The organism is Desulfolithobacter dissulfuricans (assembly GCF_025998535.1).
In the GTDB taxonomy this organism is placed as follows: Bacteria; Desulfobacterota; Desulfobulbia; order Desulfobulbales; family Desulfobulbaceae; genus Desulfolithobacter; species Desulfolithobacter dissulfuricans.
In genome coordinates this window covers 1,358,241-1,384,062 of record NZ_AP024233.1, presented here as the reverse complement: position 1 = coordinate 1,384,062, position 25,822 = coordinate 1,358,241, and the positions used below count along the sequence as shown (strand labels likewise).

Sequence of the window (25,822 nt, the reverse complement as noted above, 5' to 3'; positions counted from 1 at the left end):
ATCCAGACACAAAAGATCGAGAAGATAATCTCTAATAAACCAATATAATATGAGTGAGATGATTAATTCGGAAAACCGCCAATATTTTGCGGTCTGAGTTGATTACCTTGTGTCCGCGCGGCACGGGCGTGAGCTTATGGGGGGGAGAATTCCCGTAACCGCAAATTAATCCCCACCTAACTGGCCGATCAACTGCCTGGGATCAATATTCCACGGCAGCATGGCCTCGTAATCCTCCAGGGTGGCAGCCAGGGGTATCTTCTCGAAGATGTAGCGCAGGTAATTGTAAGGCTCCTGTCCATTGGCCCTGGCTGTCTCGACCAGGCTGTAGATCAGGGCGCTGGCCTCTGCTCCTTCCGGAGTGCCAGAAAAGAGCCAGTTCTTGCGGCCGACTACAAAGGGACGGATACTGTTTTCTGCTCTATTGTTGTCCATAGATAGCCTCCCATCTTCCAGGTAGCCCACAAGACGATCCCACTGGCGCAGGGAGTAGGAAATGGCCTGGCCGAGTAACCCCTTGGGCGGTGTCTGGGAGGATCTTTTCACCAGCCATCTGTAAAAGTCATCCAGGATCGGCCTGGACTGTTCCTGGCGCAGCCGATGGATCTCCTCCCGGACAAGCCCTGTTTTCTTCCACTTCTTTTCCAGGCTGTAGAGCCTGGAGATATAACCCAGTGCCTTGTCCGCACTGCCGCGTTTTCTGTTTTTACCCTGGGCCCTGACCACATCCTTGAACTTACGTCGTGCGTGTGCCCAGCAGCCGACATGTCGGATCCCATCAACCTGGTCAAGAAAATCATAACCGGAATAGCCGTCTGTCTGCACGTATCCCCTGAAACCATCGAGGAAGTTCCTGGCCACATCTCCGCTCCGGGTCGGATGGTACTGATAGATCAACACCTGCCTGTCGGGATCTCCCCTTTGAAAGATCCACATGTAGGATTTTGACGTCGGCTTCCGGCCCGGCTCCTTCAAGACCTGGACCGTGGTCTCATCGACATGGATATAAGACCCGGCAAGAACTTCCTCCTGGAGCAGGTTGAGCAGGGGCTGGCAGGCTTTGGCCGCCTGCATGGCCCAGTTGCACATGGATGCACGCGACAGTTCCAGCCCAATGCGGGCAAACAGCTTTTCCTGCCGATAAAACGGCAGGTGGTCAACAAACTTTGCCACCAGGATATGAGACAGCAACCCAGCCGTGGCAATGGACTTCGGGATAATCTGTGCCGGCGGCGGAGCAACCTTTACTGTCGGCCCCTCGTCCTGCACGCCTTCACAGTTCCTGCAGGCATACTTGGGACGGATATGACGAATCACCTGCACCCGGGCCGGAACGATATCGAGCTGCTCGGACACCTCCTCCCCTATGCGGGTCAGCTCGCAGCCGCAACGGCAGACCTTGTCCTTGTCGTCGATATCATGAACGACCTCGATCCTGGGCAGGTCCTCGGGCAGAGGTTTCCGGCCGCGCTTCCTGCGGGTATGACCAGTGACCTCAACCCCAGGGTCGGCAGGCTCCACATCCGAAGGCTCGGGCATATCGAACAGGGGCAGTTGGACCTTGTTGTTAACAACAGGAGTTTTTTCGCTCGTGCGACTGAACAGCAAGGCCCTCAGATGGCGGACCTGCTCGTGCAGGATGCTGGTTTCCCGGTCATGGCGCTCAAGGATCTCAAGCAGGATCTGCTTGAGCTGTTCGCTGTCTTCGGGCAATGTGGATACGTCTATTTTCATAGACGTATATGTAACATATCATCTTGTTTTTTCAAGGTTTTTCTGCAAAAAAGTGTGCTTTACACCACCAATTCATAGCGCAGTTCCTCGTGCCCACAGCATCGGTCCAGGGACAGGCCATCCAACAGCCAGGCCAGCTCCCGACCCCTGATGGCAAGGACCTCTGCCTCAGTCTGCGGCCAGCTGAACCGATCCTTTTCCAGCCGTTTGTGCCACAGGCAAAATCCGTTGCTGTCCCAGTAGAGCACCTTGACCATATCCCGCTTCCGGTTGCAGAATCCGAACAGATGACCGGACAAAGGGTCCAGTTCCAGCTCCTCGGCAACCAGAATGGACAACCCGTTGATCGACTTGCGCATGTCTGTTGGACCCGGGGCGATATAGACCCGGACAGAACTTGCGGGAAAAAACATTATCGCTGCTCCAGGACCGCCAGCAACCTGGAAAGGGCAGAAGGCGAAAAGTCGTTCTCCACTTCCACGGTCAGGTTGCCGGGCAGGCAGGTAATCCGTAATGGAGCAGATCCTCTCTGGACACGAGTCCGGCAGGCACCATGTAAAACACCGGCGGGAACCAGTCTCCTCTCCTGATTGCCATCGGTGCGGCCCAGCTTTCGGCACCAGTAGGTCAGGGCATGGTAGGATACTCCCCTCCGGCGACAGTACTCGGCCCGACTCAGACCGCTCCGATCAAGTGCTTTTACATGGGCCTGCCAGTGGTGCTGGCCAAGTGCATCATTTACCTGCTCGTTCTTTCTGCTCATACGCAACCTCCTGTGAATAGGTATCATGGTTGCTTGACAGTATGGCAGAACTTACCGTGTTATTGAAGATGCGGTTCTTTTTGCGCTTACGGGGGGAGAATTCCCTGTAAGTCTTCCAACGCAAAATGGCTAACTTAGCATAAATTACCAGTCAAAGGCAAGGGCGTTACGGTGTGATAGGGCATGAAGGATGCCGGAGACAAAGACGTCGCCAACAGGGAGATACGCCATTCATGCCGAGGCTCCGGGCAAGATAGCAAAACATGTCACTGCCCGGGGGACATCGGATACCGGCTTGTAAGTGTTCCGATACAGACGATAGAGGGTTTTACTACTTACGTGAGATGCGAAGCTGGAAGTTCGGCAGGGCAGCAGGAAACGGATTATCCAGCAATGTGCAAGTAATCCGCATGGCAAAAAGACAGAGTGTCCCTGTAGGGTTGTCCCTTCGAGTTCAATAATTAAGTATGCTGTCCCTGGAACAACCTGCCAAGATCGACTAATTAAGTATGCTGTCCCTGGAACAACTTATTGTCCTGGAAGTTCTCCCCAATGAAAAATCGTGGACTGGCCCGATCATAAATAATCAAACTCAACAGCTACGACCCGGATGGAGCAGGAAGGGCTATTGTTCTGTATAGCAACTGTCCTGGAACTGTTCATAATTCCTGAGTACTCTGCCTACTTCTCCCTTCACACCCCTGTTCAGCTTCCGGCTTACAAAACGCACTCCTGATACACGAATGACAACCTTCAGAATTGCCCGGGGTTCAATCCGGTCCACAATGATTTTGATCTTCTGGCCCTCCGGATCTCTGACCACACGGAGCCTGCCCTTGCCACTGTTGAAGTCTTTATCCTGCAGAACCTGCACCTCACCCTCCCTGTTCAGTTCCAGTTCAATATCGGGCGAAAGGGTTCTGTCCGCATCAGGGTTCAACGCCCTGAGATCACGGATCAGCTGCTCCCGGGTACGCGGTTCACCGGTCCGGTTGATGATGAAAAAATCAATATTCATCTCCCTGTTTCCGCTGCCCAGGTAGGGTTCCGCAGTGCAGAACAGGGGATATTCCGGCAGCTGCGGCCCCTGGAATAGGCTGAATACCAGCGGCTTGAGGGAAACGGCCAGCAGGAACAGGACTACAGCGGACAACACGTTGACCGCGACGGGCCTGAGGATGTTCTGGGGCCATTTATCGAACAGGGACCGCAGAAAGGGCATGGATCTTCCTTGCAGATTTTTTGTTATCGCCGCGCCCCGGGGCGTTGGCATTGATACGCAGAACGGACAGAGAGCACCGGCTGGAATACCCTCACTGGGACAGCAGGTTTACCCGCTGTTAATGATCACCTAATCGAGCCACCCATGATCGGGTTAATCGAGCCACTTTCAGGTGGTCATTTTTGGCTCTCGGACGTGGTTAATTTTTAGACGATTTTACCCTTTTTTCCACCTCCTTTTTTTGAGGTTTTGGCAGTGGTTTTGTAGTCCGGTAACTTTTGCCGTCGAGCACCACGCAATAGGCGCCGTGGCGTATACGGTCAATGGTGGCCGCACCCAGCAGTTTGTTGGGAAAGGCGTCCCGCCACTCGGAGAGATCAAGGTTGCTGGTGATGATGGTCGAACGACGTTCATATCGCTCACCGATCAGGTCGTGGATATCCTCGTCCTGTGGTGTTCTGAGGGGCTTGAGCCCGAAGTCGTCGATGATCAGCAGATCGACCTTGGCCAGGGTATTGAGGCGTCGATCATAAGAGTTTGTCGCCCTGGCCGCCTGGAGCTGGCCAAGCAGCTTCGTCTGGGTGGTGAAGAGGACGTCACGGCCCTGGCGAATGGCACAATGGCCAAGTGCCTGGGCAATATGACTTTTCCCGGTCCCGCAGGGCCCCACGATAAGGACACAGGCCTTTTCCTCCATGAAGCGGCAGGTAGCCAGGTCCATGATCTGGGCCTTGTTGATGGCAGGGTTGAAGGAAAAATCGAAATCCTCCAGGGTCTTCTGATTCCGGAACCCGGCCCGCCTGATACGCAGGTCGAATTTCCGTTGCGTCCGCCGCGCCACCTCGTCCTGGATAAGGAGGGCGAGGAAGTCGGTATAGGCCATTTTTTCATCGATCGCCTGCCGGTTACGGATCTCCAGGGAGTCCATGATCCCGGAGAGACGCAGTTGCTTGAGCATGGGAATCAGTTCGGGCATGGGGTGCATATCGTGTCCTCCCTGTGTGAAGCGGTAATCACCTGATATGTTCTTTGAAAACGTCCCTTGCCGGTATAGGCCAGTGGCAGCCGGGTGGGAACTGGATCAGGGATTTCCTGATCCAATCCCTTGGCCAGGATGGTCTTGACCGTAATATACTTGGGGCTGTCAAAGATGATTGCTCGCCGGCAGGCCGCTTCCAGGCGGACCTGGCCATACTTCCTGGCAAGTCCGATGACACCCTGGGCGGCTCTGAGATTGTCGGTAACCCGATGAGAGAAGAGCGACCTGATGAGCCGTGAGCAGTTAGGTCCTATTGCCTCCGCCCGCCTGAGGCACCACTGCGGATCCCGCATCAGGTAGGCCACGGCATCCGGCGGCAGGTGAGCTGTGCTGGTCGATTTTTCACCCGGCCTGTGTTTGCGGGGGTGGAGCGCCACCAGCTCATGCTCGTGAAAGATCCTGACCGTCGTTTCCGTGGCCTTGACCCAGAGCTCTTTGCCGACCAGTCGGTAGGGTGCCGAGTAAAAGCACTTCTCAAACTGCAGGTGGCAGTTGCCGTGCAGCTTGTGGAGGGACCAGACCGCTGGTTCCGGTGCCCTGTCCGGCAGGGGCCGGAGGATATGTTTTTCCGCTTCCGCGAACAGGGTAAGTGGCTTTTGCTTTGTGGTGCCATGGATCCGGTTGCCGGCAGTCTCCAGGATCCATTGGCGCAGTTGCCGGTTGGCGTCGGCAAGGCTCCTGAACCGGCGCAGCGGCAGAAAGCTGCGTTTGATATACTTGACTCCGGCCTCGACCCTGCCTTTTTTCCTGGGCTCGTTGGGCGGACAGGGCGAGATCAGAAAACCATAGCCCTGGGCCAGTTCGGCATAGGATCGCTGGACTTTGGGATCTCGCCAGCACGCTTTGGTGATGGCGGACTTCAGGTTGTCGACCACGACCTTTTCCGGAACGCCGCCAAAGAACTCGAAGGCCCGTCGATGGCAGCCGAGCCAGGTGGGTATTTTCTGATCTCTGACCAGCTCGGCGTACTGATGGCGACTGAAGGCCAGAGTCATGACAAAGAACCAGGTGGAGAAGATCTCGCCAGTGGTCGTGTCGGTGATTTTCGGCCCCTTACCGAAGTCGACCTGTGCTACCTCGCCCGGCTTGAAGTCGAGCATGACCGTAGCTTCGGGCGCACTGGCCTTCAATTGCTGCAGATACCGGCGTACTGCAGAATAACTGCCGGTAAAACCGTAGTTGCGAACCAGAGCCTGATGGATGGTGGTACCAGCGATGCCCTGCTGGTGCCAGGATTTGATCTTGTCGTGGTAGGGTGCCAGAATGGACTCCGATGCTGGCCGCTTCGGCCCTTTGAGAACGGCTGCCAGGGTCTGGTCCTCGGGCAGAGGACGCCTGGGGTCAAGCCAACCCTGTTCCGTCGCGATACGACGGAGCTCCGACGCCTTGGCCCGTCCCATAAGACCGGCTTTGGCAATCTGGCGATCTGACTGCCCGGACCGCATGTGGGCGAGAACCTGACGGTAATGAAACATCTCGAACCTCCTGTTGGCCATTGGTACACCTCCATGGAAACGTTTTCCTGGTTTCGCGAAGGTATACCAGATCATCTGGAAGTCCGAGAACCGATTATGATCCGAGGAAGTGGCTCGATTACCATGATCCTCCAGTGGCTCCATTAGATGATCACAGGGTGGCTCGATTAGCCTGATCATCGGGTGGCTCCATTACGGCGATCATGAGGTGGCCCGATTAGGGTGATCATGAAATGGCTCTATATGGAGTGTCATTAACACCCGCTGCCGGACCTGCTCCAGTTCATCCCAGACAGCATTAAGTTCATCGCGCAGGACCTGGAGACTGCTGAGACCTGCCGCATCATCCTTGCCGCCACCCCTGGCTGCTCTCGGTATCTGCGGAAGGTTGCGTCGCCCCTGGAACGGTTGGCCGTTCCGGTCGACGATGGCGCCCATTACCTGGAGTGTTCCATTGATCCTGACCAGTCCCGGATGGCTGATGGACATGTATTCATACTGCCCTGGCCGTCCTCCACCGGAAAACCGCAGCCGATGGCCGCCCGGATTGTCGATACTGTAGAAACCCGTTCCGTCCGGCGGCATGAAGGTCAGCTGCCCACCCTGGACCCCGGCCTGGCCAAGCACGGTCCATCCCTTCACCCGCACCATCTCTCCCCGGCCGCTGAGCGGCGTACCGACCGCCAGAGCATCGAAAAAAGCATGCTGGGCCTTTGCCGAGGGCACGGAGATGAGATACACCGCAAGGAGACCGCCCAGAAAAGAAGTAACCAGTGACAGGCCTAGAATTGTGACGAATTGTTTTGCAGACATGTTACCCTCCTGTGGTGTATGGCGTTCAGGCAGCCAAGGTTCAGTGGCTGGATATAACCGGGCCAAAAATGGCAATGAAAAGTGTACCAGCGTCACTGATGGTCACCTTCCCCTCCCGGGTAATGACTGGGTGTCCGTCCTGCTCCCTCGTCATACGGATTCACGGACAGATTCTCCCTCCAACCGAGTTCGTCACGATCCACGCTATGCTGCTGCACGACGCCGGAACGGCACAAGGCCTGAGCCTTGTTTTCAGACATTGCACATTGCAGCCCGAGCTTTTGACACTGCCGGCAACACAATCGGCGCTACAGGGGTAACAGACAAGGAATGTCTTAGCCTAAAAATCCCTGGAGCCGAACGGGAAGTCTCAACGAGAGACCTGTATAAAAGAACTGCCAGCCGGTAACCGATTGAGAGAAGAATGGAATGTTATGCCAACCTCTTTGTATCGTACGACAACCAGGTCTTTCTAAGTGGTTGGCGATGTAGCCGTTGCTTTTCTTTTGCGCGTGGGATATTCCCTCTCAGTATTTGATAACACACCTCAGGTAACAAAAAGGTCACACGATGATTTTTTTATTGATGGAGCAAAGCTGATCCGGAGCAGTAACGACGGAGTGCGGGTGGGAAGGCAGGCTAGATATGGAAGGTCAAGGTGGCAGAGGTGGTTGGTCAGCTGCTGCTTGTGTGACAAGAATGGAGAGATAACCCTGATGCCACTTGCCTATAAATCAGCAGGCTTGATCCTTTTTCTTGGTTTGGTAAGCTCTTTTCACGCACCTGGTTGCATGAAGAGCCCCGTTATCAACCCTCACCAGAAACACGACCGCTAACATAGGAAAACAAAACAGTCATGGGCGGAACACGATTCATAGTGGCGGGAAGTTTTATCGACGGTAGCGGCGCCGATGTGCGCAGGAATGTCTTTCTGGCAGTGAAGGACGGCATTATTACCGCCATGGGCTCCGCAGCGGATCTTCCTCGCAACGACGGGGCTGCAATCGACGATTTCACGCACTGTACCATTTTGCCGGCGCTGGTTGACTGCAGCGTCTCCCTGTCGCAATCGCCCTCCGTGGACAGGATGGTAAGGTTATCCATTGAAGAAGCCGGCTTTGCGAAAAAGGCCGCCATGGTGGAGCAGCATATCCGTTACTGCCATGCACACGGAGTGCTTGGAGTGGCCGACAGCGATGATATAACCGACCTGGTGGCACGTTCTCAGGAGAGAATGACGCAGGGGATTATAATTAACCTTAGAACATGCGGACGACTCTGCCGGAGCTGGCAGGACGTTGCAGCTGGCTACCCGGCAGGAGCTGATTATCTCAAGATCGGTTATTCCGGCAATATCGAAGACGAGGGAGCCCCACATCCACGGCTAGACCATGAAGACCTGTGCCGCATTCTGCAGCACAGAGGAGGAAAAAAGGCGATAGTGGTGGCCAATGGCCCGCAACAGGTTGAGGAGGCGCTTGAGGCAGGGTGCGATGCCATCGAGCAGGGATACCTTATGGGCGAAGACAATCTCAGGAAAATGGCGGAAAAGAATGTGCTGTGGATACCCAGTGTACTGCGGGCCAAGAATGCTCTGGACGGTGCCGGGACCGGCGGGGATGTGTGCTGCCGGTTCTCGCAGCGCTATGTGGCACCGGGAAAGTCGGACCCCGGCGCAGAGGCTTTCTGGAAAAAGATGCTCGCCGGGCAACTGACGCAACTGCGGTCTGCCAGAAAACTGGGGGTGACAACGGCTGTGGGAACCGGTGCCGGCAGTGTTGGCATACTCCATGGCGAGTCGATGGTCGAGGAGATGAAATTGTTCATCAAGGCCGGCTATTCACTGGCGGAGACTATCCGGTGCGCATCGGAAAACGGAGCCAGGTTCTTCGGCATGGAGAAGCTGGGCACGCTTACCGTTGGGCGGAGAGCAACTTTCCTGATTGCCAGGGGCACGGTGAAACAGCTCCCGAGAAAACTCTCCTATCTGGAAGGCATCTATATTGACGGCGAACCAAGCGCCACATACCAAAAAAATCCCGTCAAGCCAGCGTGATATCAGAAACAGGAGTCTATCTCCCATTCTTGCCTGGGGTTGGCTTTTGGCCAGGAACTGCTGCAAACCCAACAAGTTATTATCATGGCAGAATGCCTGACAGGTTTGATAGCAATGGTGTTTTCAGGCCTTTTGTCCTGTTTTGATATCTTGAAGCCAGTTACGCTCAGGCCGGAAAATGTTCTGCCTCGTACAGGGGGTGCAGTCTTTTCAGAGCGTCTTCGCGGTGGGCGATAACGGCCTGCTGGAACCTGTACCAGTCGGACTGTTCGAATTCTTCCCGGCTGCCTTTGGCCCAGTACTTGTCGAACAGATCGATTTCAAACTCTCGCTTTTCCACGGCCGCGTAGCGCCACCGGTTTTCGTCGTAGTCGGGCATGTCGTCGCAGATTTTGCGATAGGCCTTTTTTCTGGCCCGGTCATCGGCGCCCAGGAGGTAGGTCTCGTCCATGGCGGTCAGAAGCTGTTTTTTCAGTTCCTGCCAGAGGGGGGTCGGGTCATCCTGATCGGAATTTTTCACCTGCCACAGAGTTTTGAAGATCTTTTCCGCCGCCTGGATGAAACGGTCGTTATTGTCGACCACCTCAAGCTCCTCCACCAAACGGTCGTCTTTCCAGCGGTTATTCACCGTGTCCGGTTCATGCTTGGCATCGGCGTGGCCGATATTAGGGATGAGAGACTCGACAAGGCCGGGCAAGGCGTTGAACTTATTTTTCAGGCCGAGAAAGTTCTGGTGGGCCCAGGTGTCGGCGTAGGCGTGCAAGGCCACACCCATGCGGTAGAGATCACCTGAAGCCAGGGCCCGCTGAAGCAGGTAGCGGGCATTTTCGCTGTCCGGGGTGGTGTTGAAGGGATGGGTCTTGCCATCCTTGCGCCGGGCCGTGGGGCTGTCCGGATCACCGGGAATGAAATGGAACAGGGGATAGATCTTCTGCCGCTTGGGTGAGGGCTTGGTGATATCCATGGTCTGGGAGACCTCGGATATGAAATGGCCCCCATCGGGGTAATTTATGTAGTAGTGGAAGGCGTTGTCATCCACGTACTGGCTGGAATAGGCCAGGATAAAGGCATCCTGGCTGTCAAACCGGGCTTTTCTGGCAAGGATGTAGGTGATGTTGTAATGAAACTCGATATTCATTGTGCTCCCTCCCCTTATCGGTTTGCCGATTATCTCACGGTGCAGTACTGGAAATGCATACCATCTCACTGCTGTCCGGTTAAGGAAAATAGATACGGCCTGAAGAGCTCCTTTCGTGTATATTATTGTTACCGCTAACAACTTAACATAAAAGGAGATTCAGGCCATGGCGCATAATAACACGGTACTCGCTCAATTGCTCAAACTTATTGACAGACATGATTTTCAAACGCTGGAAAATGGTCAGTTTCGGCCCCAGCGTACATACCGCGCGTTGAGCCGCTGGGGACAATTTACAACCATGATGTTTGCGCAAATCACCGGTAGAGCAAGCCTTCGGGATATCAGTGCGTCCCTGCAGGCCCAGGCGGGCAGGTTGTACCACCTTGGATTAAAACCGGTGAAGAAATCCACCCTTGCCGATGCAAACAACAACCGGACTGCTGAATTCTTCCAGGCCTTTTTCGAGAAAACATATCAGCGCTGTGGTGCCATCGCGCCGGGTAAAAAAAAGTTTCGGTTCAAAAACAAGCTCTATTCGCTTGATGCCTCCACCATCGATCTTTGTCTGTCGGTTTTTCCCTGGGCCAGGTTTCGTTCCGCCAAAGGCGGCATCAAGTTGCATGCCGTCCTTGATCACGATGGCCATATTCCGCAATTCGCCAGTATCACCGATGCCAAGACTTCAGATCTTGCCTTTGCGAGAACACTGGCACTACCTGCCGGTTCCATCGTGGCTGCAGACAGAGCCTATATCGATTTTGCCTGGCTCTATCAACTCAATGAGAGAAGAAATTACCTCGTCACCCGTCTCAAAAGCAACATCAAGTACCGTGTCGTTGAACGGCGCTCTGTCCTCAAAAACAAAGGACTCACCTCTGATCAGACCATTATCCTGACCGGCCCCAAGGCCGGTGACTGTCCCATTCCATTACGCAGGATCGGCTATAGAGACCCAGAGACTGGCAAGCAGTACTTTTTTCTGACCAATAATTTTCACCTTGCCGCCAAGACCATTGCCGATATCTACAAGGATCGCTGGAAGATCGAGCTGTTTTTCAAGTGGATCAAGCAGAACCTGAAGATCAAGACCTTCCTGGGCACCAGTCGCAACGCTGTCATGACGCAGATTTGGGTTGCCTTGATCACCATGCTGGTCCTCGCGTATATGAAGTTCCTGGCAAATCTCGGCCAGTCAATTACTCAAATCCAGCGTTTACTGCAGCTAAACCTGTTCAAAAGGCAGAGTTTGTGGGCACTGTTTGAACGACCGCCTGCTAAACACAAAATCGACAATCCACAAAAAATGTTATTTGATTTCAGTTAACTATAACCGGACACTAGTGATACCATCTGGCCGGTTCCAGCGGCCGCCCCAGACAAATCCTGCCTCTTCAAAACACGCTGCCACCTCTTCATCCATGGCAAAGTTCCGCTGTCCGAAGCGGTTCCAGGGCGCATCCAGGTCAAAGGCAATGCCCCAGGAATGGGTAGACCACTGGCCGGCACCGCGCATGTGCCGTACATTGAAACAGCCGTCCCAGGTTCGGATTTTGTCGGCCAGGCCCCGTTCCACCACGGTCTGGAAGGCGGCCTGGATATGGGGCGCCACCAGGCGGTGACAGACAAAACCAAATCAGTTATGATGGACAAAGGCCTTGTCGTCTTCGGTGAGCCAGCTGATGTAGATATGCCCCAGGGCATCGGCCATCTCCGAGAGGTCGCAGCGGACCAGGCTCTGTTCCTGCCAGCCTGCGACCCGGAAATCACCAAAGACATCAAAACACTGGCTGTAGGAAGGTGGCCTGGTCAGCTCTGAAACTACCTCCGGTATGGGGCTGGCAAACAGACCGTTCCAGGTTTCCCGCCCGACCACGCCGTCCACTGAAAGACCCTTGTCCTCCTGAAAAGCGAGCACCGCCATCTCGGTCCTCGGGCCAAAGACACCGTCCGCCGGTCCCGGATCGTAGCCCAGTTCCTGGAGCCGTTTCTGCAGTTCCTCCACCCTCTGGTTCTGTATTCCCTTTTTCAACAGCATGATCTCTACTCCTTTTCTTCAGCCCACTGAAAAAGACTCTGCCACTTCAAAAGCTCCCCTGGCACAGAGACTTGCGGGGCAGTCTTTCGTCCACCTGCCTGCCGATATTTTCAGCCTTTGAGATGCCAAACGGATGGAACGGCAGGAGAACCACCTGCCGGGCACCGATATCTTCAAGCCAGGAGGAAAGAGCATAGAGGTTTTCCGCAAAGGCCGTGTACCCCGGAACAATGGGTATTCTCACCACGACCTCCTTGTCCGGGAACTCACGTATAAGCCGTTCCAGGTTCTCCCGAATAACCGTATTCTCGACCCCGGTGACAAGCCGGTGCTCCCGAGGGTCAGCTATTTTGATATCCATGAAGATGAGATCGAGCAGCGGCAGGGGCCCACTGGCAAACTCCTCCCAGACAAAGTAACCGCTGGTCTGGATGGCAGTGTGGACTCCCCTGGCTTTGAGTTCCTTCAGCAGGGCGGAGATGAACTCCATCTGCACCGTGGGCTCGCCGCCGGACAGGGTGACCCCGCCGCCCGAGACCTCGTAGAAGTGCTGGTCGCGCATGATGATCTCCAGCACTTCCTCCACGCTCATCTCCTGGCCGACAAACTCCAGGGCCCGGGCCGGGCAGGCCTCGACGCAGAGGCCGCAGACGGTACATCTGTTGCGGATGATCCGCAGCGGGGTGGCATAGCTGATGGCCTGGTCCCGGCAGACCTCGCCGCACTCCCCGCAGCCCACGCAGCGGCTGTGATAAAAGGCGATCTCCGGGGCTGGATTGATGAATTCCGGGTTATGGCACCAGGGACATTGCAGGGGACACCCTTTAAGGAACACCGTTGTCCGAATGCCGGGTCCGTCGTGGAGGCAATACCGCCCTATGGAACCTATACGGCCTCGCTTCACTGGCCAGGTGCCATTTCCAGGAGTTGCTTGGCAAGATAGCCAAATCGGTAGAGGTAGTTGAGGTTGCCATCGGTCTCCACGTCGTGCCGGAGGATGGAACCGATGATATCCTGGCGCGGCGAGATGAGGTAGTTGAACAGGGCTCTTCCGTCCCGGAAGGTGATGGTGATATGCGGGTCCGGGATGACGGCCTCCCTGACCTCCATGCGGCCATCCCGGAAAATGGCGGCAACGGTAATCTCACCATCCTTGCTGAGAAACTGGTAGCGGCCGTTAAAATCCTGGATGTTTTGTCGGTAGTCGCGGTTCAGGCGAAACATGACCATCATCAGCGTGAGGAGCAACTGGAGAAACTCCTCGGCAGCTTCCGACTCGGTACATTCCCTGAAGCTGGCCCACAGGTTCTGGATCAGCATGTCATCGAGGCGGCTGATCTCAAAATCATCCAGGTCAAGTTTTTTGAGAAAGTCGAACATCACGCATCCCTCCCTGCAGTGTTACCTGGGAAAGGCACTGCCGCACCGCTGTCGAGATCGTATTGGGTGCGGGTTATGAGTTCATCCTGCATCATCTCGTTGAGATCCTTGTAATAGGCCGAGTAACCGGATACCCGGACCATGAGCTCCGGATATTCGTCCGGATGGGCCTTGGCATCAAGGAGCATCTCATAGGTCATGATGTTGAACTGGACCTGGTGGCCGCCGGACAGGAAGTAGGCTTCCATGGTCTGGGCAAACCGCTTTTTCATGATCTCCTGGTCAGGTTCCGGGGAGTACTTGAGGTTGAAGGCCCAGCCGCCGGGGACCTGAAGGCCGCCAAGGTAGGACACCGCGTTGAGGCAGGCGGTGAGCTCCGGGGCTGCGCCGGAGACAGGGGTGATGCCACTGGCCAGGACACTGTGTGGCTTGCGGCCGCTGGGCAGCGCGCCGGTAATGCCGCCCAGCCCGGCGTGGTTGGTCATGGTCCAGAAGGCTGGACGGTAAGGACCGCCACGGTAGTTGGTGTGCGACTGGTAGACAGTGAACAGGTGATCCACCAGTTCCCTGGAGTTGCGCAGGGCAATGGGGTGTTCGGTGCCGAACTTGGGACAACGGTTCTGCAGGTAGACCCGCAGCGTTTCGTGATCCCGGCCGGAAAAACCGGACCGGATGGCCTCGATCAGTTCAGCAAAGGTGCATTTCTTTTCATTGAAGACCGCGTGCTCGATACCGTTTAAGGAATCGACCACGTCGGCAAAGCCGATATGGGTAGCCCCGGACGAGTTGTAGATCGAGCCGCCGTGGATAAGATCGCGGCCCTTCTCCATCGGCCCTTCGAAAAAAGCGGACAGCAGGGGTGAGGGCAGCATCTCCTGATGGATGACACCCATCTGTTCATTGAGCTCGATGGCGTTCTCGATGAGCCAGTCGAGCTGGGTATAGAAGGCCTCTTTGAAGTCGGCAAAGGAAGTCATGGTGGCCGGGTCGGGGGTGACCGGCCCGATCTGCTCGGAGCCGGTGATGGGTCGCCGGCCGCTGAACAGGGCCATCTCCAGCGGTGCCACCAGGTTGAGCATAATGGAGCTCGAGGCCGGGTAATCCCGGCCGCAGCTGACCAACTCCACGCAGCCCACCACTCCGTAATCCCTGGCATGCTCGGGCCTCTCACCCTGCCCTTCCAGGGCGGCTATGTTGGCCACGTCGTTGTAGACCGCCGGTACTGCCCGGGTGTTGAGAATGACCTCGGAGACCCGCTCCAGGTACTCTTTTGAATTTTTCCGGTAATGGTAGCGGGCATTGACATTGGGGTCGCGGATGGAGAGCAGTTCGGTAACCCGGAGCATAAGGTAGGTGAGATCGTTGACCGCGTCCTCTTCATTTTCATCCACCCCGCCAAGGGTCAGGGCGGGTACCGTGCCGGCGCCGCCAAACATCTCCTCCGAGGCCTCGGGAACCATGGTGACATTGTCGGCAATCTTGCACCAGAGGCTTGCCAGGATCTCCATGGCCTCCCCGACGGTCAGCCGGCCCGCCTCCATATCCTGTTTGTAGTAGGGATAGAGGATCTGGTCCAACCTGCCCGGACTCATGGCCATGTTGATGTTTTCCGCGTGGATGCCGATCTGGCACAACCAGATGGCCTGGACCGCCTCCTTGAAGGTTCTGGCCGGCTGGGCCGGGACCCAGCGGCACATGAGTGCCATCTCTTCAAGTTCCTTTTTCCGCTGACTGTCCACCTCCTGCGTGGCCAGGGCCTCGGCCCGGTCGGCCAGATGGTCGGCATGGATCATGATGCCCTGGAGGGCGATCTGCACTGCACGGAAGAATTCGGCCTGGTGATGGGACTCGGGCGTGTCCCTCCGGCACCACTCCTCCTCCCGCACCCGGGCCTCTTCCGAGAGCCCCACCAGTCCCTTCTCCAGCATGGGTCGATAGGTGGGAACGCAGTGGGAAATGCAGCCGGCCTTGGCCGCGATGAAGAAGACCAGGTCCTCGAAAAGCGAAAGCCCGGTGGACTTGCCGAACCGGGCCCTGGTGCGTTCCAGTACATTTCTCTCCATCCAGTACGGGAAAATATTGAAGTTCAATTCGCGGGCATCCCGTTGATCGAGGATCTGCGGGTTCTTGGCCCTGGTACTTATGGTGGTCAGTTCGGGCCAGATGGACAGGGCGAAAAACTCGGGAAAGAGCGGCGCGCCCAGGGGTTTGCTGGTAGTATTGCCGGCCAGGAGATTGGCCCGACTGAAAAAGACCGGGGTCTTGTTTTCCAGGAAATAACGAACCGCCTTGGCCCTTCGGACCTCGGGGATATCTGATCTGTCGTCATGATGTTTGAGGTATATCGTGATGTAGCGTGCCCGTTCGATACAGATGGCTGGTTTTTCCCGGAAGCAGCTGGCGCGGAGTTCCTGCAGGCGGGGCAGGTTTTCAAAGGAATAGTCGGCAAGCCTGATATCGTCCAGGGTGACTTGAGTGCTCTTTTGCTCCACTTTCCTCTCCTCCTTTGCTCAGGTCGGAAATGTAGAATGGGCGGGGTGGTGAGGGAATCGGTCTGCGATACAGGGGAGATTCGGGTCGATCCAGCGAGAACAATGCGACGACACCACGAAATAATAACTACAAAACAGACACTTATAAGTCAACAGCTTTTCCGGGCATCCGCTAAAAGCCTTGCGTCGCAACCTCTTTGAGGAGAGATTTTTTAAAGGGTCAGGAAAGGGAGGGGGCCGAAAGAAGGCATGGGAGGCGGTCGGTCCTGCCCGGTGGAGTGAAAATTACAGGCCAAGTTCCTTCAATATCTGTTCGTTACGGGTCCATTTCTTCTTCACCTTGACCCAGAGCTTCAGTACCACCCGGCAGCCCAGCAGCTCCTCGATCTCCAGGCGGGCACTGCGGCCTATTTCCACCAGCATCTGCCCTTTGCGGCCGATGATGATGCCCTTTTGCGAACTGCGCTCCACGAGAATGGTGGCATGGATGGTGACCCGATTTTTCTCCTCCTGGAAGGAGTCGATCAGGACTGCAGTGGAATAGGGAACCTCCTCGCGGGTGAGAAGGAAGATCTTTTCCCGGATGATCTCGGCGACAATGAACCGTTCGGTGGCGTCGGTGGGGATATCGTCGGGGTAGTACTGCGGTCCTTCGGGCAGCCTGGAGACCAGTTCCTCGAGCAGAGTGTCGGTTCCGACTCCCTGGAGGGCGGAAATCGGCACCACGGCGTCAAAGGGATGGAGGCTGGAGTACCAGTCGATGACCGGCAGCAGTTCCTCTTTCCTGAGCAGGTCGATCTTGTTGAGGGCCAGCACGGCCGGAGTGCGCACCTTGTCGAGGTAGCCGGTATACTCCTGCCGGTGTTTTTCAAGTTTCTTTTTATTTCCGGCAAAGGCCGAGGCATCGGCCAGGAAGAGCACCACGTCGGCCTCGCCCAGGCTTTCCATGGCGATCCGTACCATCTCCCGGTTGAGTAGTTCCCTGGCCTTGTGCAGGCCCGGGGTATCGAGCATGATGATCTGGTAGTCAGGCCCGGTGACGATACCCAGGATCCGGTTGCGGGTGGTCTGGGGCCGGGGAGTGACGATGGCGATCTTCTGGCCCAGGTAGCGGTTGAGCAGGGTCGATTTGCCGGCATTGGGCGGGCCGACAATGGCCACCACGCCTGAGCGGTACAGGGGCTGGGTATTTTCGGTGTCCATATCTGTTACGATTTACGTGTACTGATTTCCATGGTAAGGGTAGTGTGCCGTGGCGCGTGCACAAATCATAGCACGGCCATGACCGACAGACAACGTACTCTTTTACTGCAAGATTGAACATATAATTTCATGACTCTTCCCGGCACTCTGGTTGAATATATAGACGGCGGCAAATTTCTCTGTGGCCTGGTACTCCAGGATACGGGCAAACGGCTGCGCATCATAAATCAAAACGGTCGCGAGGTGAACCTGCCCCAGTCCCGGCTGCTCACGGCCTCCCGCTCGACCTATCCTGTGGACATCAGCCGCGACGACATGGTCCGGTTGCTGCGTGAGACCAGCGAGAACAGAGAGCGGTTGGCTGCGACCATCGATCTCAGTGAGATATGGGAGCTGGCCGTAACCGAGGAGGATGCCAGTTTTTCCGCCGATTTCCTGGCCGAACTCTGCTTTGGCGACAAGCTCAGCGATGACCAGGTGGCGGCCTTTCTCCGGGCCGTGCTGCGGGACCGGTTTTATTTCAAGTACAAAAACGGCCAGGTCACGGTACACACCGAGGAAAAGGTGGAACAGCTCAAGCACCAGCGGGCCAGGGAAAAGGAACGGGAGCAGATCCTGGAAAACGGCGCCAGAGCCCTCTGCAGTATTATGGCCGGCGAAGAGGTGACCTGTGAGGATTGGCCGCAGCGGGAACAGTGCCTGGAGTGGATCAGCCAGTATGTCCTGTTTGGCAACGAGAGCGCCGAGGCGGACCTGGTCCGGCAGCTCCTGAAAAAGGCGGAACTGACCAGGCCGGGCGACGGTTTCAACCTCCTTGTCCGGGCCGGGGTCTGGCACCGGGACGAGAACACCATGCTGCTCAAGGCCGAGCAGCCAGTGGAGTTTGACGAGGCGGCCATGGAGCAGGCCCGCTCCATCCGGGAGCCGGATGTGGACGAACTGCTGGCCGACCCCAGGCGTAAGGATCTGCGCGAGCTCGATGTCTTCACGGTGGACGGCGAGTCCACCCGCGATTTCGACGACGCCCTGCACGTGCAACCGCTGGAGGACGGCAACATCGAAGTCGGGGTTCACATCGCCGATGTGGCCCATTACATCAAGCCCCGTGATCCGCTCTTTGACGAGGCCATGGAGCGGTGTACCTCCCTCTATTTCCCTGAACAGCAGATCCCCATGCTGCCCGAGGAATTGTCCCAGGGGGTGTGCAGCCTGCTGGTGGATAAACCGCGACCGGTGATGAGCTTCATCATGACCCTGTCACCGGAGGGTGAGCTGATCCGCTCCAAGATCGTACCGGCGGTGGTGACGGTGAAACAGCAGCTCACCTACACCCAGGTGGATGAGCTGGTGGCCGAAGGCCTGAAAAAAAACACAAACAAAAACCTGCTCATCCTGAACCGTCTGCGGGAACAGCTGCGCCGCAGGCGGGTGGAAAACGGCGCCCTGCTGTTGCCCTTTCCCGATGTCAACATCGAGATCGGCGAGGACGGCCGGATTGGTATTTCCCTTGCCCCGGTGGACACACCGGCCCGGACCATTGTCTCGGAGCTGATGATCCTGGCCAACCATGTGGCGGCGTCCTATCTTGCCGCCCAGGAAGCGCCGGGGCTGTTCCGCTCCCAGGGACCGCCGCGCAAACGGCTCATCGACGGTATGGATACCAGCCTGCCGGAAGTGGCCCGGCAGCGGCGTTTTCTGTCCAGGGGCGAGCTGACCACCCATCCCAAGGCCCATTCCGGGCTGGGACTGAGCTGCTACACCACGGTGACCTCACCCATCCGCCGGTTTCTCGACCTGGTCATGCAGCTGCAGATAAGCAACATGATCCGGGGCAAAGGGATTCTGTTCACCGATACAGAATGCAGGGATTTTGCCGGCACCATCCACCAGAAGCTGGGGCGGGCCAACATGGTGCGCCAGCAGCGGTACCGCTACTGGATTCTCAGGTATCTGGAGCAGCAGGTGGGGAACACGGTCAACGCCCTGGTGATCAACAGCGGCCCCAAGCGAATCAACCTCCTGCTGGCCGACTGTCTCTTTGATATCGATCTGCCGCCCAACCCCGCCTTTCCCGTGGAGCCGGGCGATATGGTCCGGGTGCGGCTGGCCCGGGTCAATGCCCGCGACAACACCCTGCGGGTGGAATGGCCCTGACAGGGACCACGACCAGGCTCCGTTGCCGCCAACCGGTGGTATCCCTGTGTCAGACGACATCATAAACTGCCCTTGTCCGGGAAGAAATCACACCGCTGGATCTCCCGCAAATCTCGTGCTCTTTGCTCCAGCAGTGTCACAGATCAGGCAAAGACCTCGGCATCCCTGAACAGGGAGGCGTTCCGATCTTTTTCCGAGAGAATCGGCTCGCCGGTGTGGGGCCAGGCGATGGCCAGGTCGGGGTCGTTCCAGAGGATGGCCCGTTCGTGCTCGGGCGCGTAGTAATCGGTGGTGAGATAAAGAAACTCCGCCACCTCGGAGAGGACGACAAAGCCGTGGGCAAAACCCTCCGGGACCCAGAACTGACGTTTGTTTTCCGCCGAGAGATGGACGCCGACCCAGCGACCAAAAGTGGGCGAGCTGCGGCGGATATCCACCGCCACATCAAAGACCTCGCCTGAAATCACCCGTACCAGCTTGCCCTGGGGCTGGCGGATCTGGTAGTGAAGGCCGCGCAGGACGTTGTGGTTGGAGCGGGAATGGTTTTCCTGGACAAAGCGGGTGGCAAGTCCGGTCTTCTCCTCCCAGCGGCGCTGGTTGAAGCTCTCGAAAAAAAACCCCCGCTCATCGCCGTAAACCCGGGGCTCGATGATGAGCACCTCGGGTATCTCCGTTGCGATCACCTGCATCATCTCACCTGTTGCCATACATTTTTTCATAATACTGGCGATACGAGCCATCCATGACCGCTTCCATCCAGGACCGGTTGCCCAGATACCACTCAACCGTCCGTTCCATACCCTGGTCAAAGGTATATTTCGGGGTCCAGCCCAGCTCCCGTTCGATCTTGGTGGCATCGATGGCATAGCGGCGGTCGTGGCCGAGCCGGTCCTTGACAAAGGTGATCAGCGAACGCCGGGGTTTGCCGCCCGGCAGCGGCTCCACCCGTTCATCGAGCATGTCACAGAGCAACTCCACCACCTCGATGTTCTTTTTCTCGTTATGGCCGCCGATATTGTAGGACTCACCAGGTCTGCCCTGCTCCAGGACCCGGACAATGGCCTCGCAGTGGTCCTGGACGTAGAGCCAGTCCCGCACGTTGCCGCCATCACCGTAGACCGGCAGTGGTCGACCGTGCAGACCATTGTTGAGTACCAGGGGAATAAGCTTTTCGGGAAACTGGTAGGGACCGTAGTTGTTGGAACAGTTGGTGATCAGCACAGGCAGACCGTAGGTATGGAAGCTGGCCCGGGCCAGGTGATCTGAAGAGGCCTTGGAGGCAGAGTATGGCGAGCGGGGATCATAGCAGGAGGTCTCGGTGAAATAGCCGCTCTCGCCAAGCGAGCCGTATACTTCGTCGGTGGAGACATGGAGAAAACGGACCTGGTCGGGAAAACCGTTCGACGTCTCCCAGACTTCCCGGGCCACTTCAAGCAGGGTAAAGGTGCCGAAGATATTGGTTTTGATGAACGCATCCGGGCCGGTAATGGAACGGTCCACATGGGATTCGGCGGCAAAATGGACCACGGTATCGATATCATGGTCCTGGAAGAGTTGCCGCACCAGGTCCCGGTCGCAGATATCACCCCGGACAAAAGTGTGGTGTGGATGGTCGATCAGGTCGCCCAGGCTTTCCAGGTTACCCGCATAGGTCAGCTTGTCCAGGTTGACGACCCGCCAGTCAGGACAGGAACCGAGAACAAGCCGGACAAAATTCACTCCGATAAAACCGCAACCACCGGTTACAAGAACCGTTCTGCCCATACTCTCTGCTCCGGATACATGTTTTAACTTAAGGAAATAACAACGAATCGTTGCCGAAAGACAGCCATGGACCAAGTGACGGAAAACCTGCAGGAGACCGCCCGGCCATGGATATCAGAACTGCACTATAGAAACAGAGACAGACTCTGTCAAACAGGGGCGTAAAAAAAAACAGATGCGCCTGCAGGGAAGGAGGAAGAAACCCTGCAGGCGCTGGGAGAGGTAGGAGAATGAGTATTTCTCAGGAGGGCAACCTGACGGTCAGGACCGGGATGGGACTTTTTTCTACCACTCCCCTGGCCACCGAGCCGACAAGTATCTTGTCAAGAAGGCCGTGGCCGTGGGTACCCATGACCACCAGATCAAAATCCCCTTCTTGTATTGTGTCGATGATTTCCCGGACCGGGTGACCATTGCGGATCACTATATTTTCCAGATCCAGAGAACAGCCGGCTTCGTTCTGCACGTCTTTGCAGACCGAACGAATCCGGTTCTTGATGGATTCCACCACAGCGCTGCGTCCTTCTTCGCCAAAGGCCTGCAGGTCCTCAGCCCCGAAATGGGATTCCAGGTCATAGCCCATGAGCACCGACATCTCTTCGATCAGGTCGGGCATGACATGGAGAATGGTGATGGTCGCATCGTATTTTTCAGCCAGGCTGACCGCCCAGGTCAATGCCTCCCTGGCTGTGTCCGACAGATCGGTGGCATACAGTATGCTTTTTACCCGTGGCTTCATACCTTTGCCCCCCACTTGTTACCGGACCTGCTCCGGCCCGGCGGGATATCCCTTACCAAGCCGTTGAAAAACTACTGCACCAGATGATACTGCGACAAAATTCGGCTCAGGTAAGCGACCGAAGGGAGACTCCGGGTAAGCGAGCTCGAAGTCTGCGCTTATCTGCGAGACTCCGAAATGCTCATGTACTCCATGTACACTGCGCTTTTTCGCCTCATTTTTCCTTGTCTCATCTTCGCTCGCTACGTTTTTCAACAGCCTGTTACAGTTCGGTTACGGTAATTGCCCCTTCGGGACACACCTCGACACAGGTCTCACAGCCCAGGCACTCATCCATGTTGACAGGGTCCGACTTTCCGTCAACCAGTTCGAACACCTGGGCCGGACAACTGTTCACACATTCCTCGCAACCCGTACATTTATCCTTGTCGACATCTACCTGGAACATGGTCTACCCCCTGTATTTGAGTTGGTATCTGATGGCACACCTGCACCATCTTTTTATGTGCATATGTTTACAAATAATCCGTCCCCTGCCATCTGTCAACCGTTTTGCCAAACAAAAATCCGGCAGGCTACCTGGCTGATTTAAGGTTACTCCCGGCCATGCTCGTCTTCCTCGAAGACCAGGGCCGCACCGGTGGTCAGGGCCTCGGCGATCTTGCGCCGGGCCGAGGTAAGAATCCGCTGTACGGTTCCCCTCGACACCCCCATTCTCTCACCGGCCTGTTCCTGAAACAGGCCTTCGTAATCACAGAGCTTGATGACTTCGAGCTCATCCCGGTACAGGGGGATGTGCTTGAGTTCGGGAATTGATATGCCGGTGGGCTTGAAGGCCCGACCGCAAAATTTTCCCTTGCAGACACGTTTCTTCTTGGGGCGTGGTGACATCTGTCTTCTGAAAATTCAGATCCAACCCCGGCCCGGTGCCGGCTGGCGCCAGGACCGGGAGCAGGACCCGGGTTACCTGTCAATGACAGTTCCCATGACCGGAACAGGCCTGGTCGGGGCGGATAAGGGGAAAAGAGCCTTTGATAATGCCGTCCACGGCTTCCTGAACCGTTTTGACACTGTTGTTAGCTGCATAATACACGGCAATACCAACCTCTGCAAATCCCTGCAGGGGGCGGGCGCCGATTCCTCCGACCACAATGGCGTCCACGTTCTGGTCGCGGAGAAACTGGACCGGTACCATGCAGCCACCGGCCCCGTGATCCTGGTTGGGTACGATCACGGACTGGATTATTTTCCCGTCGCTGATATCAATGAGGGTAAAGGCATCGCAGTGACCGAAATGATCGGACCTGGTGGCCTCAAGCCCGCCCGGACTGTTGGATGGGACTGCCAGCCGAAGTGATTCTTCCATGATGATACACCCTCCGTTATCTTGGGTTCATATATATGTGTTTGTTTCAGGCCGCCTTTTCCTCAGGCGGGCCAAACAGCTTGTCGGTAAACTTCACGTACCAGGCCGCGGACTGAACCTGGATGATATACGAGGTGGCGATGACCAGAGCCGCGTCCGCCCCCTTGGTGCCAAAGGCGTTGATGGAGATGGCCAGGGCAATGGAGAGATTGCGCATGACCGTTCCGTAAACCAGGGCAATGGCGTCGCCCCGGTTGAACAGCATCTTGCCGACCAGGGTACCCAGGGTGAAGTTGAGAAAGTAGATGATCAAAAGCGGCTGAAAAATGGACCAGAGAATGCCAGGGTTGGCCGCCAGCTGTCTGGATTTGAGGGCCATGGCCACAAACACGATCCCCAGCACACCCAGGGTGGAAAGGGATGGAAAACGGGGCGCAAGCCGGGCCTTGAACTCCTTCATCCCATACTTTTTCAAAAGCCAGGACCTGGTCAAATAGCCAAGCAGCATGGGAATGAAGACGATGTAGACGATCTGCTTGACCACCAGGATGATGTTCATGTCCACCTTGGTGCCCATCAGCACCTGGACATAGAGCGGCGTAGCCAGGGAACCAAGCGTCAGGCCGATGACCGTCATGTTGATGGCCGCACCCATGTTACCCTTGGCAAACCCTGTCCAGGAGATGGTCATGCCCGAGGTAGGCAGCAGGGATGCGAGCAGGAGCCCCAGGGCCATGTAGGAGTTATCCCTGAAAAAATACATCCCCAGCCCATAGGCGACAAAGGGGACGATGCAGAAGTTGATGAACTGTGTGGTCAGCTGCAGTTTGACGTTCTGGATACCCTCCTTGAGATGTTTGATGTTGAGCGTTACCATCATCGGGTAGACCATGAGGAAGGTCAGGGGCATAATAAGGGTCTTGAGCTTTTTGATCAGGACCGGATCGGTGTTGATTCCGAAGAGAAACCCCAGAACCATCATGGTGGGGATGGCATAGACCAGTTTCTTGTTGATGGAAATGAGAAATTTCCACATAACAGTCTCCTTATGCAGGGCCCGGAGGCCCTGTATCTGCGAGAGGATAGATCCTGCTCATTTTGCTCATTTACAGCGCAATGGCCTCTTCTATCATGGAAATGATCTTCTTGTAGGTCTGGGCCAGAGAGTCTGGAAAGGCCTCGTCATCGACCATGGCCCTGATGTTTTCCGCACTGAAATAGAAGAAGCGAATCTGGGTTTTGCCGTCCTTGGAGAAGGTCATAACATATTTGGGCATGAGAATGGCCCGCTCGGGATTGGCCTGCAGGCTCTTGGCCGCCTTTTCCGGCTTGCAGATCTGTATCATGTGCAGATCGAACTCCTCTGCCACTTCCACGCCGTGCTTGCCAAAGGAATGGGCCATGTCCATATTGGACTCGTTGTGGATGACAAAGCCATACTTACCCACAACCCTGCCCAGGTCCCGGGCAAATTCTGCTGCCGATTTGGTGGTTTCCGCCTTGTACAGATGGTCACTCATGGAACTTCCTCCTGTAAAAAGTTAAAAAGTTAAAAAGTTAAAAATATAAAATATATAAACGGTTAAAACGGCATAAACTGCATCAGGGCCGGTAGCGGCGGCCAACTGTTTTGAGCATATGCACACACTAGTGTGTCTCATTTCCAGTGTCAAGGAGGATTTTATTCATGGCAGACGCCGGGATCCGGGTCACTTCCGGATGGACAAGCGGAGTGCCAGTTGCTAAAGTGGTGAATTTTACTCTGGATGCAGGCCCGCCTGTGCCCAGACACTTCCCGACGATCCACCTGACTCTCTCAAGAGATTTTTTTATATATGACGCACCTGCTCCGTACCATGCGACTGACTGTATGTTTCCTGCTCGTTGCCCTGCTGCTTCCCCTGTCACCCAGGGCCCAGCAGGAAGCCGAGCCGGAGATAGTTGATATCATTATCACCACCTCAAGCAGCCACCTGCTCCTCTTTGCCACCATAAAAAACTGTTTTACCGATGAGATGATCGAGGGCGTACGCAACGGTATCCCGGTATCGTTCACCTTCATGGTGGAACTGGACCAGTTACGCAACAACTGGTTCGACACCACCCTGGCCGATCTGAGCGTCACCCACACCATGACCTATGATGCGCTGAAAGAGGAGTACCATGTCCAGTTGACCGAGTTTGGCAACCGGATCGAAAAGACCAAGTCCCTGGACGAAGCGAAGCAGTTCATGACCGAGCTCAGCGGCCTCAAGGTTATTCCCTTGGACGTGCTGGAGCCCGATGCGCCCTACGAGCTGCGCATCAAGGCAAAGCTGGCGGAAAAAAAGCTGCCCCTGGGTATCCATTACCTTGTGCCCTTTGTCTCCCTGTGGGACTTTGAAACCGACTGGCGCGCCATTGAATTCAGGTACTGAACCCTGACTGCGAAGGCTCCTGAAAAACC

General features: G+C 56.1%; 26 protein-coding genes. 4 read left to right on the top strand and 22 right to left on the bottom strand.

Translation table 11 applies throughout. The annotated features are described in order from the left end of the window. Positions 1–165: 165 nt before the first annotated feature. The 7 genes from tnpC to GF1_RS06120 form a co-directional block, all read right to left on the bottom strand. Positions 166–1,734: an IS66 family transposase gene (gene tnpC, locus GF1_RS06150; RefSeq protein WP_267928073.1), complete on the bottom strand. Its 1,569-nt coding sequence runs from the start codon at positions 1,732–1,734 to the stop codon at positions 166–168. A 59-nt stretch (positions 1,735–1,793) separates the two neighbouring features. After that, entirely contained in the window at positions 1,794–2,147 is a 354-nt protein-coding gene (gene tnpB / locus GF1_RS06145; RefSeq protein WP_267928074.1) for an IS66 family insertion sequence element accessory protein TnpB, read from the bottom strand. Then, positions 2,147–2,497 (bottom strand): IS66 family insertion sequence element accessory protein TnpA, encoded by a 351-nt coding sequence (tnpA, locus tag GF1_RS06140; RefSeq protein ID WP_267928754.1) that lies wholly within the window; start codon positions 2,495–2,497, stop codon positions 2,147–2,149. Before tnpA ends, tnpB begins: the two co-directional genes overlap by 1 nt. A gap of 625 nt (positions 2,498–3,122) precedes the next feature. Then, entirely contained in the window at positions 3,123–3,719 is a 597-nt protein-coding gene (locus tag GF1_RS06135; protein WP_267928753.1) for a hypothetical protein, read from the bottom strand. A gap of 199 nt (positions 3,720–3,918) precedes the next feature. Continuing rightward, positions 3,919–4,704, bottom strand: coding sequence for an IS21-like element helper ATPase IstB (istB, locus tag GF1_RS06130; protein ID WP_267928752.1), 786 nt, complete (start codon positions 4,702–4,704; stop codon positions 3,919–3,921). Then, entirely contained in the window at positions 4,683–6,233 is a 1,551-nt protein-coding gene (gene istA, locus GF1_RS06125) for an IS21 family transposase (RefSeq protein WP_267929110.1), read from the bottom strand. The genes istB and istA overlap by 22 nt, the downstream gene beginning before the upstream one ends. A gap of 201 nt (positions 6,234–6,434) precedes the next feature. Then, positions 6,435–7,046, bottom strand: coding sequence for a hypothetical protein (locus GF1_RS06120; RefSeq protein WP_267928751.1), 612 nt, complete (start codon positions 7,044–7,046; stop codon positions 6,435–6,437). A gap of 856 nt (positions 7,047–7,902) precedes the next feature. On the opposite strand from GF1_RS06120, the gene GF1_RS06115 reads away from it, so the two are divergent. Further along, positions 7,903–9,102, top strand: coding sequence for an amidohydrolase family protein (locus tag GF1_RS06115; RefSeq protein ID WP_267928750.1), 1,200 nt, complete (start codon positions 7,903–7,905; stop codon positions 9,100–9,102). Positions 9,103–9,268: 166 nt separating this feature from the next. Here the strand turns inward: GF1_RS06115 and GF1_RS06110 are convergent, their stop codons facing one another. Beyond that, positions 9,269–10,240, bottom strand: a complete 972-nt coding sequence (locus tag GF1_RS06110; protein ID WP_267928749.1) for a DUF6765 family protein — start codon at positions 10,238–10,240, stop codon at positions 9,269–9,271. A 166-nt stretch (positions 10,241–10,406) separates the two neighbouring features. Between GF1_RS06110 and GF1_RS06105 the strand changes: the two genes are divergently transcribed. Continuing rightward, a complete protein-coding gene (locus tag GF1_RS06105; RefSeq protein ID WP_267928748.1) occupies positions 10,407–11,567 on the top strand; it encodes an IS4 family transposase in 1,161 nt (386 codons plus the stop codon). Here GF1_RS06105 and GF1_RS06100 read toward each other — a convergent pair whose 3' ends face one another. The 6 genes from GF1_RS06100 to era all read right to left on the bottom strand — a co-directional run bounded on the left by GF1_RS06100 (position 11,568) and on the right by era (position 17,353). Continuing rightward, a complete protein-coding gene (locus GF1_RS06100) occupies positions 11,568–11,852 on the bottom strand; it encodes a M15 family metallopeptidase (protein ID WP_267928747.1) in 285 nt (94 codons plus the stop codon). A 24-nt stretch (positions 11,853–11,876) separates the two neighbouring features. Next, positions 11,877–12,278 carry a peptidoglycan-binding domain-containing protein gene (locus tag GF1_RS06095; protein ID WP_267928746.1) on the bottom strand — a complete coding sequence of 134 codons (402 nt, stop codon included), beginning with the start codon at positions 12,276–12,278 and terminating at the stop codon, positions 11,877–11,879. A 46-nt stretch (positions 12,279–12,324) separates the two neighbouring features. Beyond that, positions 12,325–13,182, bottom strand: a complete 858-nt coding sequence (locus GF1_RS06090) for a glycyl-radical enzyme activating protein (protein ID WP_267928745.1) — start codon at positions 13,180–13,182, stop codon at positions 12,325–12,327. Then, positions 13,179–13,658, bottom strand: a complete 480-nt coding sequence (locus GF1_RS06085) for a hypothetical protein (protein WP_267928744.1) — start codon at positions 13,656–13,658, stop codon at positions 13,179–13,181. The genes GF1_RS06090 and GF1_RS06085 overlap by 4 nt, the downstream gene beginning before the upstream one ends. After that, on the bottom strand, positions 13,658–16,150 hold the full coding sequence (locus GF1_RS06080) for a pyruvate formate lyase family protein (protein WP_267928743.1): 2,493 nt from the start codon (positions 16,148–16,150) through the stop codon (positions 13,658–13,660). Before GF1_RS06080 ends, GF1_RS06085 begins: the two co-directional genes overlap by 1 nt. A 285-nt stretch (positions 16,151–16,435) precedes the next feature. Beyond that, positions 16,436–17,353, bottom strand: a complete 918-nt coding sequence (era, locus tag GF1_RS06075; protein WP_267928742.1) for a GTPase Era — start codon at positions 17,351–17,353, stop codon at positions 16,436–16,438. Positions 17,354–17,482: 129 nt separating this feature from the next. On the opposite strand from era, the gene GF1_RS06070 reads away from it, so the two are divergent. After that, positions 17,483–19,507 carry a ribonuclease catalytic domain-containing protein gene (locus GF1_RS06070; protein ID WP_267928741.1) on the top strand — a complete coding sequence of 675 codons (2,025 nt, stop codon included), beginning with the start codon at positions 17,483–17,485 and terminating at the stop codon, positions 19,505–19,507. Between the two features lie 143 nt (positions 19,508–19,650). Here GF1_RS06070 and rfbC read toward each other — a convergent pair whose 3' ends face one another. The 8 genes from rfbC to GF1_RS06030 form a co-directional block, all read right to left on the bottom strand. After that, positions 19,651–20,196, bottom strand: a complete 546-nt coding sequence (rfbC, locus tag GF1_RS06065) for a dTDP-4-dehydrorhamnose 3,5-epimerase (protein ID WP_326491619.1) — start codon at positions 20,194–20,196, stop codon at positions 19,651–19,653. A gap of 4 nt (positions 20,197–20,200) precedes the next feature. Continuing rightward, positions 20,201–21,271, bottom strand: a complete 1,071-nt coding sequence (gene rfbB, locus GF1_RS06060; protein WP_267928739.1) for a dTDP-glucose 4,6-dehydratase — start codon at positions 21,269–21,271, stop codon at positions 20,201–20,203. A 241-nt stretch (positions 21,272–21,512) separates the two neighbouring features. Then, the gene (locus tag GF1_RS06055; RefSeq protein ID WP_267928738.1) at positions 21,513–22,010 is read right to left on the bottom strand and encodes a universal stress protein; all 498 of its coding nucleotides are present in this window, start codon (positions 22,008–22,010) and stop codon (positions 21,513–21,515) included. 262 nt (positions 22,011–22,272) lie between these two features. After that, complete coding sequence (locus tag GF1_RS06050) at positions 22,273–22,458, bottom strand: 4Fe-4S dicluster domain-containing protein (protein WP_267928737.1); 186 nt, start codon at positions 22,456–22,458, stop codon at positions 22,273–22,275. A 146-nt stretch (positions 22,459–22,604) separates the two neighbouring features. Continuing rightward, a complete protein-coding gene (locus tag GF1_RS06045; RefSeq protein WP_267928736.1) occupies positions 22,605–22,901 on the bottom strand; it encodes a DUF134 domain-containing protein in 297 nt (98 codons plus the stop codon). A gap of 79 nt (positions 22,902–22,980) precedes the next feature. Further along, entirely contained in the window at positions 22,981–23,376 is a 396-nt protein-coding gene (locus GF1_RS06040; protein WP_267928735.1) for a NifB/NifX family molybdenum-iron cluster-binding protein, read from the bottom strand. 46 nt (positions 23,377–23,422) lie between these two features. Further along, positions 23,423–24,412: an arsenic resistance protein gene (locus GF1_RS06035; protein ID WP_267928734.1), complete on the bottom strand. Its 990-nt coding sequence runs from the start codon at positions 24,410–24,412 to the stop codon at positions 23,423–23,425. Positions 24,413–24,482: 70 nt separating this feature from the next. Further along, the gene (locus tag GF1_RS06030; RefSeq protein ID WP_267928733.1) at positions 24,483–24,896 is read right to left on the bottom strand and encodes a DUF302 domain-containing protein; all 414 of its coding nucleotides are present in this window, start codon (positions 24,894–24,896) and stop codon (positions 24,483–24,485) included. A gap of 315 nt (positions 24,897–25,211) precedes the next feature. Between GF1_RS06030 and GF1_RS06025 the strand changes: the two genes are divergently transcribed. Then, positions 25,212–25,793, top strand: a complete 582-nt coding sequence (locus tag GF1_RS06025; RefSeq protein WP_267928732.1) for a DUF4390 domain-containing protein — start codon at positions 25,212–25,214, stop codon at positions 25,791–25,793. Positions 25,794–25,822: the final 29 nt, after the last annotated feature.

Excerpts from the sequence above, each read along its gene's own strand:
- tnpC (WP_267928073.1), bottom strand. The coding sequence starts at position 1,734 with ATGAAAATAGACGTATCCACATTGCCCGAAGACAGCGAACAGCTCAAG.
- tnpB (WP_267928074.1), bottom strand. The coding sequence starts at position 2,147 with ATGTTTTTTCCCGCAAGTTCTGTCCGGGTCTATATCGCCCCGGGTCCA.
- tnpA (WP_267928754.1), bottom strand. The coding sequence starts at position 2,497 with ATGAGCAGAAAGAACGAGCAGGTAAATGATGCACTTGGCCAGCACCAC.
- GF1_RS06135 (WP_267928753.1), bottom strand. The coding sequence starts at position 3,719 with ATGCCCTTTCTGCGGTCCCTGTTCGATAAATGGCCCCAGAACATCCTC.
- istB (WP_267928752.1), bottom strand. The coding sequence starts at position 4,704 with ATGCACCCCATGCCCGAACTGATTCCCATGCTCAAGCAACTGCGTCTC.
- istA (WP_267929110.1), bottom strand. The coding sequence starts at position 6,233 with ATGTTTCATTACCGTCAGGTTCTCGCCCACATGCGGTCCGGGCAGTCA.
- GF1_RS06120 (WP_267928751.1), bottom strand. The coding sequence starts at position 7,046 with ATGTCTGCAAAACAATTCGTCACAATTCTAGGCCTGTCACTGGTTACT.
- GF1_RS06115 (WP_267928750.1), top strand. The coding sequence starts at position 7,903 with ATGGGCGGAACACGATTCATAGTGGCGGGAAGTTTTATCGACGGTAGC.
- GF1_RS06110 (WP_267928749.1), bottom strand. The coding sequence starts at position 10,240 with ATGAATATCGAGTTTCATTACAACATCACCTACATCCTTGCCAGAAAA.
- GF1_RS06105 (WP_267928748.1), top strand. The coding sequence starts at position 10,407 with ATGGCGCATAATAACACGGTACTCGCTCAATTGCTCAAACTTATTGAC.
- GF1_RS06095 (WP_267928746.1), bottom strand. The coding sequence starts at position 12,278 with ATGCTGTTGAAAAAGGGAATACAGAACCAGAGGGTGGAGGAACTGCAG.
- GF1_RS06085 (WP_267928744.1), bottom strand. The coding sequence starts at position 13,658 with ATGTTCGACTTTCTCAAAAAACTTGACCTGGATGATTTTGAGATCAGC.
- era (WP_267928742.1), bottom strand. The coding sequence starts at position 17,353 with ATGGACACCGAAAATACCCAGCCCCTGTACCGCTCAGGCGTGGTGGCC.
- GF1_RS06070 (WP_267928741.1), top strand. The coding sequence starts at position 17,483 with ATGACTCTTCCCGGCACTCTGGTTGAATATATAGACGGCGGCAAATTT.
- rfbC (WP_326491619.1), bottom strand. The coding sequence starts at position 20,196 with ATGCAGGTGATCGCAACGGAGATACCCGAGGTGCTCATCATCGAGCCC.
- rfbB (WP_267928739.1), bottom strand. The coding sequence starts at position 21,271 with ATGGGCAGAACGGTTCTTGTAACCGGTGGTTGCGGTTTTATCGGAGTG.
- GF1_RS06055 (WP_267928738.1), bottom strand. The coding sequence starts at position 22,010 with ATGAAGCCACGGGTAAAAAGCATACTGTATGCCACCGATCTGTCGGAC.
- GF1_RS06050 (WP_267928737.1), bottom strand. The coding sequence starts at position 22,458 with ATGTTCCAGGTAGATGTCGACAAGGATAAATGTACGGGTTGCGAGGAA.
- GF1_RS06045 (WP_267928736.1), bottom strand. The coding sequence starts at position 22,901 with ATGTCACCACGCCCCAAGAAGAAACGTGTCTGCAAGGGAAAATTTTGC.
- GF1_RS06040 (WP_267928735.1), bottom strand. The coding sequence starts at position 23,376 with ATGGAAGAATCACTTCGGCTGGCAGTCCCATCCAACAGTCCGGGCGGG.
- GF1_RS06035 (WP_267928734.1), bottom strand. The coding sequence starts at position 24,412 with ATGTGGAAATTTCTCATTTCCATCAACAAGAAACTGGTCTATGCCATC.
- GF1_RS06030 (WP_267928733.1), bottom strand. The coding sequence starts at position 24,896 with ATGAGTGACCATCTGTACAAGGCGGAAACCACCAAATCGGCAGCAGAA.
- GF1_RS06025 (WP_267928732.1), top strand. The coding sequence starts at position 25,212 with ATGACGCACCTGCTCCGTACCATGCGACTGACTGTATGTTTCCTGCTC.